Raw genomic sequence first — 15,390 nt, 5'->3', positions numbered from 1 at the left:
AAACGTGGGGTGGGGCACATCCGTTGCCGGTGCCGGCCACCCCCACACCGGGCGCGTACCGCTCACAAAGCACCGCGTCCCGACCAAGCAAGGATCGACCATGGCGTCCAGCCTGACGAAGGACTCGGCCAGCTCCGCTGTCTCCGAGAAGACCTTCCTCGGCCACCCCCGCGGCCTGGCCACTCTCTTCATGACCGAGATGTGGGAGCGCTTCAGCTACTACGGCATGCGCGCCCTTCTCGTGTACTACCTGGTTTCCGGCGGTGCCGACGCGGCAACCGGCAGCCAGGGCGGCGGCCTCGCGATGACCACGGCCATGGCCACGGCGATCTACTCCGTCTACGTCTCCATGGTCTACCTCATGGCCATGCCGGGCGGCTGGTTCGGCGACCGCGTATGGGGCGCTCGCAAGACCGTCACCATCGCCGGCTTCGTGATCATGGCAGGCCACGGCTTGCTGGCCGTCCCCGGTCAGGCGATGTTCTTCGTCGGTCTGGTACTCGTCGCCGTCGGCTCCGGTCTGCTGAAGGCCAACATCTCCACGATGGTCGGCCACCTCTACGACGGTCCGGACGACCCGCGCCGTGACGGTGGCTTCACGATCTTCTACATGGGCATCAACCTCGGTGCCTTCGCCGCCCCGCTGGTCATCGGCACGGTCGGCAAGGAGTACAACTGGCACCTCGGCTTCGCGCTCGCCGCGGTCGGCATGGCGCTGGGCCTGGCCCAGCTGCTGTTCGGCACGCGCCACCTGAGTGCGAAGAGCAGCGTCGTCCCGAACCCGCTGTCCGCCGATGAGCGCAAGGCCGTTCTGACCAAGGTCGTCGCCGTCGTCGCCGTCCTCGCCGTTTTCTACGGCGCCGTGGTCGCCATGGGCGTCTACACGCTGAACTGGGCCCTCGTCCCGCTGACTCTGGCCGGCCTGATCATCCCGATCGCCGTGCTGGTCCGCATCAAGCGCGACAAGGACCTCAGCCCCGGCGAGCACTCGAAGATGAGCGCCTACATCTGGTTCTTCGTGGCCGCCGCCGTCTTCTGGATGATCTACGACCAGGGTGGCTCCACCCTGTCCCTGTTCGCGGACGGCAAGACCGCGGGCACCCTGTTCGGCTTCGACTTCTCGGCCACCTGGTACCAGTCGCTGAACCCGCTGTTCGTCATGGCACTGGCCCCGGTCTTCGCCTGGCTGTGGCTGTGGTTGGCCCGTAAGAACCAGGAGCCCAGCACCATCGTTAAGTTCACGATGGGCCTGGTCGTCGTCGGCGCCTCGTTCTTCGTGTTCATCGTGCCGATGGGCATGGCCGGTGACGGCACGAAGGTCAGCCCGATGTGGCTGGTCTCGATCTACATGATCCAGACGATCGCCGAGCTGTGCCTCTCCCCGGTCGGCCTGTCGGTCACCACGAAGATGGCGCCGCAGAAGTACGCCAGCCAGATGATGGGTGTCTGGTTCCTCGCCGTCACCGCCGGTGACTGCGCCACGGGTCTGCTCGCGCTCGCGGGTGTCGATCTCAACGGAACCTCCATCATCGCCATGCAGGCGCTGCTTGCCGTCGCGGCCGGTGTCGCGATCTACATGTACCGCAAGAAGGTTGAGTCGCTGATGGGCGACGTCCACTGACGTAGCTCGTACGCGCAGCCAAAGGGCCGCCGCACCGTATTCGGTGCGGCGGCCCTTTGCCGTGTCAGCGCTGCTCTATCGGATTCCGCGCAGTCGGCGCCACGGGGTGAACGTGAACACCGCGCCGCCCAGCAGGATCACTGTGCCGGCGACCAGAGCGAGGGCGCGCAGGGCGCCGTTGTCCTCGGCGCCCGTCTGGGCGAGGCCGCCGCTCGTGCTCGTGCCGCCGCTGGACGTGGTGCCGCCGCCGCTGTCACCGCCCGACGCGCCGCCCGGCTGGGCCGAGGTGTCGAGCTCGAGGGAGACGGCCGCCGAGCCCTTGCCCGTGCACGGGATGCTGATCTTCTGGCCGCCCAGGGTGACGTCGATCGTCAGGGTGCCGGGGCTGAGCGTGGACTTGCCGCTCGCGCCCGGTTTGTACGTACCGGTCATATCAGGCAGGTCCACCGGCTTTCCCTGCTCCAGCGGATCCTTGTTGGCAGGGCCTGTGACGGGGACGGTGCCCTTGTCGACGCCACCGAGCAGGACCGCCATGGACGGCTTGAGGGCACCGGCGGGGAGTGCCGCCGGGCTGTTCATGACGCCCTTGGCGGTCTTGACGACCAGGTCGTAACTGCCGCCGTTCTTCTTGGCGTTGATCGTCACCTTGGAGTTGATGCTCGCCGGGCCCGGCGACTTGCAGGCGAAGGTGACGGCGACCTCCTTGCCGGGGAAGTCGCTCTGGCCGCCGTCGCCACCGCCGGAGGCCGTACCACCGGAGGTGGTGGTGCCGCCGGAGGTGGTCGTGCCGCCCGACGTCGTCGTACCGCCGGACGTCGTCGTACCGCCTGAGGTGGTTCCGCCGGACGTCGTCGTGCCGCCGGACGTACCGCTGCCGTCCGACACCTTGATCGTCGCAGCGGACTTGACCGTCTCCTTCGGCGTGCACTTGGTGTCGGTGGACATCGGCTTGGAGACGTTGATGTTGTACCCGTCGGGCGTCAGCGTGACCTCGCCGGCCTTGGTCAGCTTGATCTTGCCCTTCATGTCGGACAGCTTCATCGGGCTGTTCTTGGGGATCGGCGGGTTCGTCCGCGGCCCCTCCATGGCGATGTCCGCGGTCTGCGTGCCGGCCGCCTTGAGCGTGCCGGTGGGCTTCACCGTGTCCTTCTCCAGGTCGATGATGTCGGGGTTCTTGGAAGCCGCCTCGACGAACTTCCACACCACTTCGACCTCATCGCCGACCTTCGCCTCGGCGGGCGCGGTGATCTCGACCTTGGTGGTGCCCTGCACGGGTGGCAGGCCCGAGATGGGCGGTGGGATGCACTCCGTCCGGTACGAGACCTCGGCTGCCTGGGCGGGGCTTGCGGCCAGCAGAATCCCCGCGCCGCCGAGCATCAGCGCGACTCCGGCCGCGCTCATCCTCCGTTGCGTGCTCACGAATGTCCCTTCGTCGTGGACCGGTTCTCTGACGGTGCGGAGTCAGGCGTGAACCACGGCAGAGCCGCCGTGGTGGTCGTGGTGCTCTTCGGCGCTGCGGACGGCTGCGCGCGGGACCCGGAGCCTGGGCGGCGGAACGTGGGCAGCCGAACGGTGCGGTGGCGGCCGTTGCCGCGTGGGCGGAGGCTGCCGTTGCCGCGTGGGCGGAGGCGGTCGACGATCGCCATGCCGATACGGAAGACGGCGGCCGGTACGACGACGGCCAGCAGCAGCCAGAAGATCGTGACGCCCCACGGCCTACCGACGCCCCACGGCTGCTCGACGAGCACCTTGGTGCCGTACTTCACGGAGACCTGGTAGTCGCCGTGTGCCCCGGCGGACAGCTGGACCGGCAGCTTGACCTGCGCCTTCTGGCCGGGCGCAATGGTGCCGCGCCACTGCTGCTCCTCCCACTGCGGGGCGAAGACGCCGTGCGAGGTGCCGACCTGGAAGACAGGGTCGCGCACGGGCGCGGAGCCGAGGTTGCCGACGGTGAACTCGAGCCGGCGGGACGGCGGGGCGCCGAAGAAGACGAGGATGCCGGATTCGCCCTCGAGCCGGGTGGCGGCGAGGACGGCGAGCCTGCCGGCGCCCGCCTGCTGCGGCAGCGGTGCGGTGGGGTGACCGGCGACGGTGAACGGGGCGTCGACGACGGCCTGTTCACCGGTCACGGTCGCTACGTGCACCACGCAGGGGCAGGGCCTGGGCGGCTCGGCAACCGGCATCTCCTTGCTGAAGGAGCCCTTGGCGTCGGTGGTGACGGCGCGGCCGTCGGAGTTGGCGCAGGCGTTGGTGCCGCCGATCACGCCTCTGTCAGGCACAGCCTGCCCGCAGATGAGCATCATGAGGAGCGTGCCCGGCCGCCATCCGGTACCGCTGACGGTGATGTCGCCGCCCTTGCCGGCCTGCACCTGGGAGAGCTTGACCGCGGGCTTTCCGTCGGCCGCGGAGGCGGGGAGCGCGGGGAGGAGCAGCAGCAGAGGGAGCAGGGCGAGAAGGACAGCGAGGGCGTTGGGGTGGTGGGCGGTGGAGTCTCCCCCACCCCGCCACTTCCCGTAGCCGGGGGCAAGGCCCCGGGCCCCCGGGCGGTGGAGGGCACGCGGGGGCTGACGCCCATCGACCCCTACGGCGTCAGCGTCGCGACGCCCGACGACCCCTGCGGCGTCAGCTCTGTGGTGCATCGTCATGTTCCTGACCTCGCCAAGTGCCGGTCGTTGTCCGTCTGTTCAGAGGTCGGATCGGGGGCCGGGGGGTGGCGTCGGCGCCGTACCCACCACAGTGTCGTCGCGGCCGTGGTGAGCAGAGCCGCGACCGCGCCCCCCACCGTCCTCCAGGGGACGAAGGCCGCCGATACCGAGGCCTCGGCCCTCGCGTCGCCCGAGGCCGTCGCATCGATGTGGACGGTCACCTTGTTCAGCGAGGGAGGATCGGTCCACTTCTCGGTGATCCTGACGCGCTGGGCCGGGAGCAGTTCCACCGGCAGCGTCCGCGGCGCCCGGCGCAGCACCTGCCCGAACAGACCGTCCGCGCGGAACGCGACCCGCGGGGTCAGCGCCGTATTGCCGCGGTTCACCAGGCTGTAGCGGATCGCGCCGCCGGCGACCGACACGTCCTCGACCGTGAGCGCCGCCAGCGTCGGGCCGCTCACCCGCAGCTGGATCCGTACGCCCACCGCACGGCCGCCGGACTCCGCCACGACCGCGCCCGGATGGTCGCCGGGGAGTGCGCCAGGAGGGACCGTGACCGAGAAGGGGACCTCCGCCCTGGTGCGGGGCGGGACCGTCACCCGGTTCGCGGCGAGCGTGATCCAGGTGCCCGCATCCTTGGACTGCCGCGCGCCCCGTACCGCGGGCGCGCCGCCCGCGGTGTTGAACATATCGGCGGACCTGAGCCGGACGGCAAGCGGCTTCGCGCCCCGGTTCGTCACGGAGAGCTTGTCCTCGAGGACGGTGCCGGGCACGCCTTCCATATAGATGTACGGTCTGCCTCCGCCCGCCGCCGGTTCCGCCGTCCACGTCGGCTCGCCGGACGCCCACGCGGCAGGGGCGCACAGCCCACAGAGCGCGCACAGCAGCACGGCGACGGCGAGGGCGGCGGCGAGGCGTGCGCGCACGTGCACGGGTCAGCTCGCGGCGCGCTGTCCGCGCCGGGTCAGCCACAGCACCCCGGCCGCTCCGGCCAGCAGGACCGTCCCGCCGAGCGTGCCGAGCGCGAGGGCCGAGTCGACCGGGCCGGTCTTGGGGAGTTCGCCGCCCGACTGGGCGTTCTGCCCCGTACCGCCGTCGGCACCGCCGCCGCCCGAACCGCCGCCCGCCGCCGTGACGCCGAGTTCCAGCGAGGGCTTGGGGTTGTTCTTGGGTGTGCACGTCGTCGTCGTACCGAGCGCCTTGATCGTCAGCACTCCGGCGGTGAAGGTGACCTTGCCGCTCTTCTTCGGGGTGTACGTCCCCGTCAAGTCATTGATCTTGATAGGGGTGTTGGCCGGGATCGCCGCCTCGTTCGAGGGCCCGGAGACCGCGACCGAGCCCTCCTCCGCGCCGCCCAGCTTGATCAGCGCGCTCGGCTTCATCGCGCCCTTGCCGAGCTCCACCGGGCTGGAGGAGACGCCTTTCTGGAAGGACATCGTCAGCCGGTAGCCGCCGCCGCTCCTGACGCTCTTGATATCGATCGGCGAGACCGCGCCTTTTGGCCCGATCGGAGTCTGACACTGGTAGTCGACGTCCACGACACTGGCTTGGGCGGCAGGGGCGGCCATCAGCACCACCGAGCCCGCCACCGCTGCTGCCAGCGCGAGAGCTGTCCGCTTCTGGTACGACACCTCGAGTTCCCCTCAGGCCGGAAGTTGCTGCCTGATGTCGCCGAAGTTACTGACGGCACATCAGATCGGGCGCTCAAGGTACGCCTGGGACCTTGGGGAGGGAAGACAAAGAGCACGCCGTATTGACGTGCTCTACAAGAGATTCAAAACCTGCCGTGGACCGCTGCGCGCGGCGCTAGGAGGGCGCGGCGAGCTCCGCCCAGACCGTCTTGCCCGACGCGCCGGGCACGCGGACAACTCCCCAGTCCAGACAGAGACGTTGGACGATGAACATCCCGTGTCCGCCGGGCCGTCCGGCCCGGTGCGGGGTGCGCGGGGCGGGCTGGCCGGTGCCCCGGTCGGTGACTTCCAGACGCAGCACTTTCCCGTCGCAGCCGACTTTCAGCTGCTCCGGGCCATCGGCGTGCAGGCAGGCGTTGGTGACCAGTTCGGATACGACCAGCAGCACATCCTCCGCCGCCGCCCGCCGGTCGGCGCTGGCGGCGGGCAGCCAGCCCCAGTCGTACAGCGCCTGGCGGGTGAAGTCGCGGGCCATCGGAACGATGCCGCTGGCGCTGCCCAGGGCAAGACTGCGCACCGCACCGCCGGGTGCACCGGAGGCAGGGGCGGCGCCGGCGCCGTTCGGCTCGGGGCCGAGGTCGCCCGGCGGCTGCTGCCGGGTGGTGCTCATCAGCGCTTCACCTCACCGATTCACCAAATTGCCATGACTTGAATACACAGAGTGCGGGGTCGTCAACGTTCTGCGGAGGTTCTCCTGCCCTGCCGAATCGTGACAACACCCACTGCGCCGAAGCGGCGCGCGTGACGCGGACAACAAAGGGGGGCGACAGTCAGTCGGAGAGGGCCGCTTCGAGGGAGTCGTGCACGGTGAAGACCGCATCTGCTCCGGTGATCTCGAAGACCCTGGCCACTACGGGCAGCATCCCGGCCAGATGGACCCCTCCCCCGGCCGCCTCGGCCTTCAGTCGCGCGCCGAGCAGCACATTGAGCCCGGTGGAGTCGCAGAACTCGAGTTCCGAACAGTCGATGACCAGCCGTACCCGGCCCTGCTCGACCGCGTCGTCCAATGGCGCGCGCAGCAATTCGGCGGTGTGGTGATCCAGCTCACCCGCCGGTTTCACCACCTCGCTGTGGCCCTCGGTCCGAACCTCGACCTGAAGTCGGCCCCGGTTCGCGCTGCCGACCGTCCCGCGGTCCATGCCCGTCCCTCTTCGCCGTGTCGTGCGCTGCATCGTTCGCCGCATCGCCGTCGTGTCATCGGAGTGTCGCTGCGTGCGTCGAGCGCCGTCGTCGGACGGCGTGGACGCCCGACGAAGAGTAGCCCTTCCATGCGCCGACGGGTAGCCGAACTCTGCACCATAACGGACATATGGAATATATGGCACTTGCAACTGCCCGCACTGACCGGGTAGGCCTAGTACGGACACAACCAACACGACCGGCTTTGGAGGCGCCGCTCACCGCAGCAGCACGTATTGGCATCGGCGGCCATATGCCGAGAACGATGGAGGAGACCATGTCACCCCGGCTCGACGCATCGCGTACCCCCACCGCGCCGTCGACACACGCCCCCGCCCCCGAACCCGAGAACCTGGAAAGCCTGAACGGGCTGAACGGGCTGAACGGGCTCCCGCAGATCCCACCCTTCAACGAGGTGGGACCAGTGGACGCGCGCGCCCTGTCGAAGACGCTCTTCGGACGCCTCGAATCCCTCGAGGAAGGCACGCACGAGTACGCCTACGTACGCAATACGCTCGTCGAACTCAACCTGGCGCTGGTCAAGTTCGCCGCCTCCCGGTTCCGCTCCCGCAGCGAACCGATGGAGGACATCATCCAGGTCGGCACGATCGGCCTGATCAAGGCGATCGACCGCTTCGAACTCAGCCGTGGCGTCGAATTCCCGACCTTCGCGATGCCGACCATCGTCGGCGAGATCAAGCGATTCTTCCGCGACACCAGTTGGTCGGTGCGGGTGCCGCGCCGCCTCCAGGAGCTGCGGCTCGACCTCGCGAAGGCGGGCGACGAACTCGCCCAGCAGCTCGACCGCGCGCCCACCGTCGGCGAACTGGCGCAGCAGCTCGGCATCAGCAACGACGAGGTCGTCGAGGGCATGGCGGCGAGCAACGCGTACACCGCGAGTTCGCTGGACGCCCAGCCCGAGGAGGACGACACCGAGGGCGCGCTCGCGGACCGCATCGGCTACGAGGACCACGGACTCGAGGGCATCGAGTACGTCGAGTCGCTGAAGCCGCTGATTGCAAGCCTTCCGCCACGGGACCGTAAAATCCTCTCCCTGCGTTTCGTCGCCAATATGACGCAGTCGGAGATCGGCGAGGAGCTCGGAATCTCGCAGATGCATGTGTCCCGGCTGCTGTCCCGCACCCTGGTCAGGCTCCGGAAGGGTCTGACGCTGGAGGAGTAACGGGGGACACGCCGCACAGGCCACTGGAAGGGCCCATTCCGTCAAGGAATGGGCCCTTCCCCGTTATTGACGGGGCAGTCCTGATTGGTCCACATTGAGCCTGGGGTAGGTGGGGGGATGAACATGGCTCTTGGGGAGGGCTGCCCTGCGGCGTACGCACCACTGGAACAGCTGATGGGCCGCCGTCTGGGCAGGGAATGTCTGTATGTGCCGTCGTGCCGCATCGGGCTCTACGTGGCACTGCGCCACTGGTGCCCGCCCGGCGGGCGGGTGTTGATGTCGCCGGTCAACGACGACGTCATCTTCTTCGTGGTGCTCGCCGCCGGACTGCGTCCCGTACAGGCGCCGCTCAACGCCGAGGACGGGTCCATCGACACGGCCGCCGTCGCCGACTCCGTATGGCGCGGGCTGTCCGCCGTGATCACCACCAATCTGTACGGAAATCCCGATCCGGTCCCCGAACTGCGCGCCCACTGCGACCGGTTGGGGATCCCGCTCATCGAGGACGCCGCGCACGCGATCGGCAGCGAGGTGGCGGGACGGCCGGTGGGAACCTTCGGTGATGCGTCCGTCTTCAGCCTTTCCAAGCACACCGGGGCCAAGACCGGCGGATTCCTCGCTGTCGCGGATCCGGCGCTGCGGTCGACACTGGAGCGGGCACGGGACGAACTCCTGGAACCTGCACGGCTGTCGGCGGAGATCGCGTACGGCCTGCGACCGTACGCCGAGGCCGGTGTGCGGGGACTGCGGCTCGTCCGGGCGGCCCGCGCCACCCAACGGCTGCTCGGTCTCGAGGAGCGCGAGGACATCCGGATGGAACTGCGGCCCGGCGAGCTCAAGCAGGCGATGTCCACCGCACCCGCGCTCGCGGACTTCCACTCCTGGATACGCGTGGACATGCACGACTACCGGCTCAGACCCGGCGGGCTGCGGCTGCGGCGTACGGAGCGGCTGCTGACCCGCCTCGACGGCCGGCTGGCCGCGCATCGCGCCGGCACCCGGCGCCTGTACGCCACCGAGTGGGCGCCGGCGCGGCCCGGACCGGTGCAGCCGCTGTTCCGGGTGCCGCTGCTGGTCGAGGACCGCGACGCGGCCATCGCCGCACTCGCACGCCACCGGATCACGGTCGGCTATCTCTACGACCCGCCGCTCGACACGTACGCCGGCGAGGTCTTCACCGACCCGTCGCCCGTACCGGACCGGGCCGCCTGGTTCGCCCGGCACGCCCTGCCCGTCGATCCGCTCCGCGCGGACCAGGTGATATCCGTTCTCACGGAACTGCGCGCGCGGCCCGCCCCGCCGCCCGGAGCCGAAGCGGCCCCGCCGTCCACGCAGGGCGAGCACGGTGTCTGACACCACCCGGCTGCGCAAGCCGTCCGATGCCGTGCCTTCGGCCGAGCCGTCCGCCCCCGACGTGTCCGAGGCGGACGGGTCCCGGGCGGACATGTCCCAGGCAGACGGCTCGGCGGTGAGCGCGGCCCCCAGCGGCGACTCGATGTTCCGCAACGCCTACGCCCTGATGCTCTCCACCGGCGTCTCCGCCGCGCTGGGCCTCGGCTTCTGGCTGGTGGCCGCCCGCTACTACACCAAGGAGTCGGTCGGCGAGGGCTCGGCCGCCATTGCCGCGATGCGGCTGCTGGCCTCCATCACCGCGACGACCATGATCGGCGCGGTGGTGCGGTACGTGCCACGGGCCGGACGGGCCACCGGACCCCTGGTGTGGCGGGCGTACGCCGCCAGCTCGCTGGTGGTGTGCCTCGCCTCCGTGGCGTTCCTGTTCACGCTCGACCTCTGGGGGCCTTCGTACGCGCCTCTCGGCGGACTCACGGCGGGTGTGGTCTTCACCGCGTCCTGCGTCGCCTGGGCGCTGCTGACGCTCCAGGACGGTGTGCTGACCGGGCTGCGCAAGGCCGTGTGGGTGCCCGTCGGCAACGCCGTCTTCTCCATCGGCAAGCTGCTGCTGCTCGCCGTCTTCGCCACCGCCATGCCCGTCCTGGGCATCTTCGTCTCCTGGGCCGCGGCCATCGGCCTGTCCGTACTGCCGCTGGCCTGGCTGATCTTCCGCAGGCTCATCCCGCGGCAGGTCGCGGCCGACCGCGACCGCGAGCCGCCCAGCCTCCGCGAGATCAGGCGCTTCCTCGCCGGTGACTCGGTCGGTTCGCTGTTCTCGCTGGCGATGATCAATCTGCTGCCGGTGATGGTCGCGATCCACTTCGACGCCGCGCACAACGCGTACTTCTACATCGCGTACACCGTCGGCGGGACGATGGAGTTCATGGCCATCAATATGGCCTCCTCGCTGACCGCCCACGCCTCGCACAACCCGGAGACCTTGGCCGCCGGGGTGCGGGGCGCGCTGCGCCGGATGTCCGTGCTGCTGGTGCCGGTCGTGCTGTTCCTCGTCGTGCTCGCCCCGCAGATCCTCGCCCCGTTCGGCCACACCTACGCCGAGCACGGCACCACGGTGCTGCGGCTGCTGGCCGCGGCCGCGCTGCCGCGGGTCGCCGTCGAGCTGTACATCGGAGTGCTGCGCGTCCAGGGGCGTACGGGCGTGCTCGCCGCGCTGCAGGGCGCGATGTGCACGCTGGTGCTGGGCAGCGCGGCGCTGCTGCTCGGCCCCGTCGGGATCCCTGGCGCGGGCCTGGCGATGCTGCTCTCGATGACGCTGATGGCCGCGGTGTCGGTGCCCGGGCTGCGCGCCGCGCTGTCGGGCCGCGAGCCGAAGCCCTCCCGGCTGGGCCGGCTGCTGCACCGGGGCCGCGAGAAGGAGATCGACTACGGCACGAACTGGGCCAGGAAGGCCGCCGAGCGGCGCGAGCGGGCCGACCGGGAGGAACAGGAGTTCGACTCCGACTGGGCGCGCCGGACCGCTTACCTGCGGGGCGGGCACGACACGGCGACGCCCGCACTCGGCATCCCGGTGTACGTACCCGAGCCCGCGGACGAGCGGCCTTCCGCACCCGGCGGCGACGAGCTCCGGCTGACCAGCTGGCTGTGGCTGTGGCTCGGGCTGGCCGCCGGGCTCTTCTGGATTCCGCTCTCCCGCGCCGAGGACCTCGGCCGGAACCGGCTGTCCGGCGGCGAGCTGCTCGACGCGCTGCCGCCGGTCACGCTCACCGCAGGCATCCTGCTCGTCGTCGTGTACTGCGCGGCCGTCGCGCTCCAGCGGCCGCGGCTCGCCCTGACCGGCGCGGCCCTGCTGGTGACGGTCGCCGCCCTGCACACCGCGCCGCTGCTGCTCGGCATCCGGCCGGAGCCGGCCGAGGGCTCGTGGGCCGAAGCGTTCGCGGACTTCCTCGCCGAGGCGGCGGGCCTGGACAGCCCGGCCGGTGTCCTGAGCGTGCTGCCCGCCGCGCTCCAGGCGCTCTGCCTCGCGCTCGCAGCGGTGACGCTGCGCGCGGCGGGCGCGGGCGAGCGGGTCACGGCGGGCGCGGTGTGGGTGCTGGCGGTGGCCGGGTGGGCGGCCCAGGACACGGTGGCGGCTGCCGCGCTGCCGGTGTTCGCCGGATTCGCCGGGCTGTACGCGGCTGCGGCGGCCGGTGCGGCGGTACGCCGCCGCCGCACCGGCCGGCGCGCTGTCAGCGGCTCGGAACCGTCTGCTTGAAGTAGCGGTCGCCGCCCGCCTTCCGGTAACCCTCCAGCGCCGGGCCCTCGTTGACGGTGAGATCGCATTTCGCCTCGGCGGAGGTCGCCCGGTTCCAGTGGACCATCGCCTTCACCTTCGGCATGGTCCTGATGACCCCGGGAATGGCCGAGTACCAGCCGCGCTGCCGGTCCGGGTCCGCCGGGTCGGGCGCGGTGGCGAACTCCGCCATCATCAGCGGTTTCTTCGCGGAGATGTTCTCCAGCAGCCAGTCGTAGGTGGGCCGCTGGCTCTCGTCGAAGTCGTTCCAGTCGGTGGTGTCGTGGCAGCCGAAGTAGTTGTACTGGTCCATGCCGATCCAGTCGACGTAGTCGTCGCCCGGATAGAGCTGTTTCATGGCATCGGCGCTGCCCAGATAGCCGGAGACCGTCCACACCCAGACGGCGTTGTCGGCGCCCAGCTTCCGGAACCGGTCGTACAGATGCCGGTAGGCGGCGACGTACTCGGCCGGGGTGCCCGCGCCCTCCTTGATGCGGGCGTCGACCTCCTGGTCGAAGGAGAAGAAGACCCGCTTGCCGTACGCCTTGAGGCGGCGGATCTGCGGGTCGATGATCTTGGCGTCGTACTTCCCGGCGGCGATGTTCTTCCAGCCGAGCTGGGTCTCCGTGTAGTTGGCGTGGTGCGGTTCCTTCCACACCGTGGACTCCCACGCCAGCATCAGCAGGCGGTCCTTGCCGAGCTCCTGCTCGTCGGCGGTGAGCAGCTCACCGTCGGTCTTTCCGCCCGACATGTCGTGGTACGTGTAGACGAGATCGAGCTTGCGGCCGATCTTCTTCTCGAACGCGTACACCGGTTTCGTGAGGGAGCTGTTCCGGTCGTACGGGATGTACGCGCCCCACCAGGCCCCGCACCCTGCGACCAGCTTCTCGTCCGGTGCGCAGGACCCGGTGGGCAGCTCGCCGGACGCCGCGTTGCGGGGCAGATCCCGGCCCGGCGAGCGGGCGTCGTCCCCGTTCCCCGCCGTACCGTCGACGCCGCCGGCCCAGACGCCGAGCCCGGCGACGAGCAGCGCCACCGCCACCAGGACGACGGCGGTGTACGCCCTCTTGTGGGGCCCCGCGTGGCGGCCGTTCATCAGCCACCGTCCGCGGGCCTGCGTTTGACCCGCTCGGCGGCGCCCTGTGTGGCGGCGGGCAGCGGCAGACCGGGCAGCGCGGCGACGACGGTCGCGAACGCGGCGAGCGCCACCAGGAAGGCGGTGGCCGAGAAGGCCTTGACCAGATAGAGCGAGGTGGCGGTGAGCACGCCGAGCGACAGGCTGATCGGCGCCGCCAGCGCGAACGCCTCCAGGCGGGCGCCGGATCGCAGCCCGCTGGGCTGCGGATAGAGCATGGCCAAGCCGGGTCCGAAGCAGACGAAGAGCAGCACCGGCATCCAGCGCAGCGGCGAACCGCCGGGCAGCAGGGTCGCGGCGAGAGCCACCCATCCGGAGACCGCCACGGCCGCTCTGAGCTGATTCTGATGGACCTTCATCGGGTGATCCCCCCGCTTCGGGAGCCCCGTGGGCCTCCTGGCCGGTATTCGAGTACGACGCCGTACGGCTGCTCCTCGACGACCTTGAACAGCGGTGACGCCGACAGGCGCGAGCGCAGTGCGGCGAAGCCGCCGGGCGGCAGCAGGCCTTCGCCCGCGGTGTAGATGTCCTGGGTACGGGTGAGAACGACGTACGCCTTGGTGCCGCGCGCGATCCCCCGGGCCAGATATCCCGCCGGGTCCTTCAGCATCTTCTCGTTCTCCGGCAGCTCCTGCTCGGCGAAGAACCAGTGCTCCAGCCGGTCGTAGCGGTGCAGCGCCTGCGGGAACGAGCCGGTGGTGGCGAGAATCAGCGTGCCCTGAGGGGCCCGGTCGATGGTCCGGGTGACCATCGCCGTCTCGGCGGGCGGCGTGTAGTACATCTTCTCTTTGCCGTAGTACGAGGGCATGAAGCCCGCGACCAGCGCTGTCAGCGCCAGCGGCAGCGCGACCGCGGCGATCCGGCGCCGGACCGTGCCGGCCCGGGTTTGTGGCCTGCGGGCCCCGACGACGGCCGGAACGAGTGCCGCGGCCGCGAAGAACGCCGCGCCCGGCAGCGCGAAGAGGTAGACGCGGAACAGCATTTCGCCGCCGTAGTCGTTGACGGCGAACATCGGTACGGGAGCGGCCGACACCAGCAGCAGCGGCAACGCGCTCCGGGTCAGCCGGCGCCGCGTCAGCACCGCGATCCCGGCAAGGGCGGCGACCGCAAGGACCATCACCACATTGGCGCGCCCGGCCAGCTCGGGCCCGGGCCCGGTGAGCTGACCGGCGTACCCGGCCCGGGAGTTCTGCATCAGCTCGCCGATCGAGTCGCGCAGGGTGCCCAGCGTCTCGACGAACAACGGCCGCCCCATCGTCAGGTCCCAGATCAGCATCAGCAGCCCGGCGACGACGAGCAGCCCGTAGTTGCGGTAGCGGCGGGTGAGAGTGAGGGCGAGCAGCGAGACGCACAGCATGACCGGCGTGAGTTGGTGGGAAGCGTTGATCGCGGCGATGAGCGGGGCGAGGATGGCGATGCAGACGGCCCGCTGGCGCACCCCGGTGGGCGGCGGGACGGGGGCGGCCACCGGATCGAGACAGGTGCGGTCCCGGAGCCTGCCTGCCGAGCCCGGCCGTACGAAATGGCGCAGCACCACGGCCAGTACGGTCAGATGCAGCAGATACGCGAAGCCCTGCGGGGCCAGATAGTCCTGCCCGACCCAGTTGGCGGCCTGGAAGATCCAGACGGCGGTCCACACCAGCCGCCAGTCCTCGGTGAAGGTGCGGTAGATCAGGACCAGTACCGGCATCACCAGCAGCCCGAGCACGATCGGCGCCCAGTTGAGGTAGGCGGCCGCGCTCTCCACGCCGAAGGTCCGCACCAGGGCGGCGTTGAGGGAGAAGAAGCCGGGCCACTGGTCGTACGCCGACATGTTGCCGGACAGGGCGGCGTTCGGCCGCAGTTCGCCGTTGAGCAGCAGCTGGTTGATGACCGCGTCGTGCTTGGAGGCCCAGGGGTAGCGCACCGAGTCGTACAGCACGGCCGGCGCCGCCTTGAGCGCGAAGAGCAGTCCGACGCAGTAGGCGGCGGGCCACCAGGGTGCCGTACCGGCACGGCGCAGACTGAGCAGGAAGCCGCAGGTCAGAACCAGCAGCGAGAGATAGAAGGCGGCGGGCAGCCGGTCGAGGAGACCGTAGTCGCCCATGGAGCGGAATCCGATGCGCGGCAGCGCGTACAGCCAGAGGCCGATGCCGAGGAACAGCGGCAGCCAGCTGAACAGCAGGTCGGGCCGCAGCAGGTCGGGCGGTCTGCGGATGCGTGGGCGGGCGGTGTCGCCGGGTGGTTCCTGGCCGGTGGTCTCCAGGGCGGACGGCGGCGCGCTGCGCCCTGTGAGCGGTGCGGGCACGCGTTGGCGCACAGTGCGACTCCCCCC

Annotated in this window: 13 protein-coding genes; 4 read left to right on the top strand and 9 right to left on the bottom strand. The window is 70.3% G+C overall.

Going from position 1 to position 15,390, the window contains the following annotated elements:
• Window positions 1-100: 100 nt before the first annotated feature.
• Entirely contained in the window at window positions 101-1,621 is a 1,521-nt protein-coding gene (locus AB0D12_RS17065) for an oligopeptide:H+ symporter (RefSeq protein ID WP_362682637.1), read from the top strand.
• A gap of 75 nt (window positions 1,622-1,696) precedes the next feature.
• On the opposite strand, the gene AB0D12_RS17060 is transcribed toward AB0D12_RS17065, so the two are convergent.
• From AB0D12_RS17060 to AB0D12_RS17035, 6 genes are all read right to left on the bottom strand, one after another.
• A complete protein-coding gene (locus tag AB0D12_RS17060) occupies window positions 1,697-3,022 on the bottom strand; it encodes a hypothetical protein (protein ID WP_362682778.1) in 1,326 nt (441 codons plus the stop codon).
• Between the two features lie 14 nt (window positions 3,023-3,036).
• Window positions 3,037-4,260 (bottom strand): hypothetical protein, encoded by a 1,224-nt coding sequence (locus AB0D12_RS17055; RefSeq protein WP_362682634.1) that lies wholly within the window; start codon window positions 4,258-4,260, stop codon window positions 3,037-3,039.
• Between the two features lie 2 nt (window positions 4,261-4,262).
• The gene (locus AB0D12_RS17050) at window positions 4,263-5,192 is read right to left on the bottom strand and encodes a hypothetical protein (RefSeq protein WP_362682631.1); all 930 of its coding nucleotides are present in this window, start codon (window positions 5,190-5,192) and stop codon (window positions 4,263-4,265) included.
• A gap of 9 nt (window positions 5,193-5,201) precedes the next feature.
• The gene (locus AB0D12_RS17045; protein ID WP_362682628.1) at window positions 5,202-5,897 is read right to left on the bottom strand and encodes an LPXTG cell wall anchor domain-containing protein; all 696 of its coding nucleotides are present in this window, start codon (window positions 5,895-5,897) and stop codon (window positions 5,202-5,204) included.
• Window positions 5,898-6,072: 175 nt separating this feature from the next.
• Entirely contained in the window at window positions 6,073-6,567 is a 495-nt protein-coding gene (locus tag AB0D12_RS17040; RefSeq protein ID WP_327324004.1) for an ATP-binding protein, read from the bottom strand.
• Window positions 6,568-6,727: 160 nt separating this feature from the next.
• Window positions 6,728-7,096, bottom strand: coding sequence for an STAS domain-containing protein (locus AB0D12_RS17035; RefSeq protein ID WP_327324005.1), 369 nt, complete (start codon window positions 7,094-7,096; stop codon window positions 6,728-6,730).
• Window positions 7,097-7,413: 317 nt separating this feature from the next.
• On the opposite strand from AB0D12_RS17035, the gene AB0D12_RS17030 reads away from it, so the two are divergent.
• The 3 genes from AB0D12_RS17030 (at window position 7,414) to AB0D12_RS17020 (ending at window position 11,923) form a co-directional block, all read left to right on the top strand.
• Window positions 7,414-8,319 (top strand): RNA polymerase sigma factor SigF, encoded by a 906-nt coding sequence (locus AB0D12_RS17030; protein ID WP_362682775.1) that lies wholly within the window; start codon window positions 7,414-7,416, stop codon window positions 8,317-8,319.
• 174 nt (window positions 8,320-8,493) lie between these two features.
• Window positions 8,494-9,672: a DegT/DnrJ/EryC1/StrS family aminotransferase gene (locus tag AB0D12_RS17025; protein ID WP_362682772.1), complete on the top strand. Its 1,179-nt coding sequence runs from the start codon at window positions 8,494-8,496 to the stop codon at window positions 9,670-9,672.
• 91 nt (window positions 9,673-9,763) lie between these two features.
• Window positions 9,764-11,923: a lipopolysaccharide biosynthesis protein gene (locus AB0D12_RS17020; protein WP_362682769.1), complete on the top strand. Its 2,160-nt coding sequence runs from the start codon at window positions 9,764-9,766 to the stop codon at window positions 11,921-11,923.
• Here the strand turns inward: AB0D12_RS17020 and AB0D12_RS17015 are convergent.
• From AB0D12_RS17015 to AB0D12_RS17005, 3 genes are read right to left on the bottom strand one after another with little or no spacing between them, the layout of a single operon-like run.
• Window positions 11,898-13,037: a glycosyl hydrolase gene (locus AB0D12_RS17015; protein WP_362682624.1), complete on the bottom strand. Its 1,140-nt coding sequence runs from the start codon at window positions 13,035-13,037 to the stop codon at window positions 11,898-11,900. The genes AB0D12_RS17020 and AB0D12_RS17015 overlap by 26 nt on opposite strands.
• The gene (locus AB0D12_RS17010) at window positions 13,037-13,435 is read right to left on the bottom strand and encodes a hypothetical protein (protein WP_362682621.1); all 399 of its coding nucleotides are present in this window, start codon (window positions 13,433-13,435) and stop codon (window positions 13,037-13,039) included. The genes AB0D12_RS17015 and AB0D12_RS17010 overlap by 1 nt, the downstream gene beginning before the upstream one ends.
• A complete protein-coding gene (locus AB0D12_RS17005) occupies window positions 13,432-15,375 on the bottom strand; it encodes a hypothetical protein (protein WP_362682618.1) in 1,944 nt (647 codons plus the stop codon). Before AB0D12_RS17005 ends, AB0D12_RS17010 begins: the two co-directional genes overlap by 4 nt.
• Window positions 15,376-15,390 lie beyond the last annotated feature (15 nt).

The sequence above is a fragment of the Streptomyces sp. NPDC048479 genome (assembly GCF_040651435.1).
GTDB lineage: Bacteria > Actinomycetota > Actinomycetes > Streptomycetales > Streptomycetaceae > Streptomyces.
Note: the sequence above shows the minus strand (reverse complement) of the source record. Positions and strands in the feature narration are given on the sequence as shown.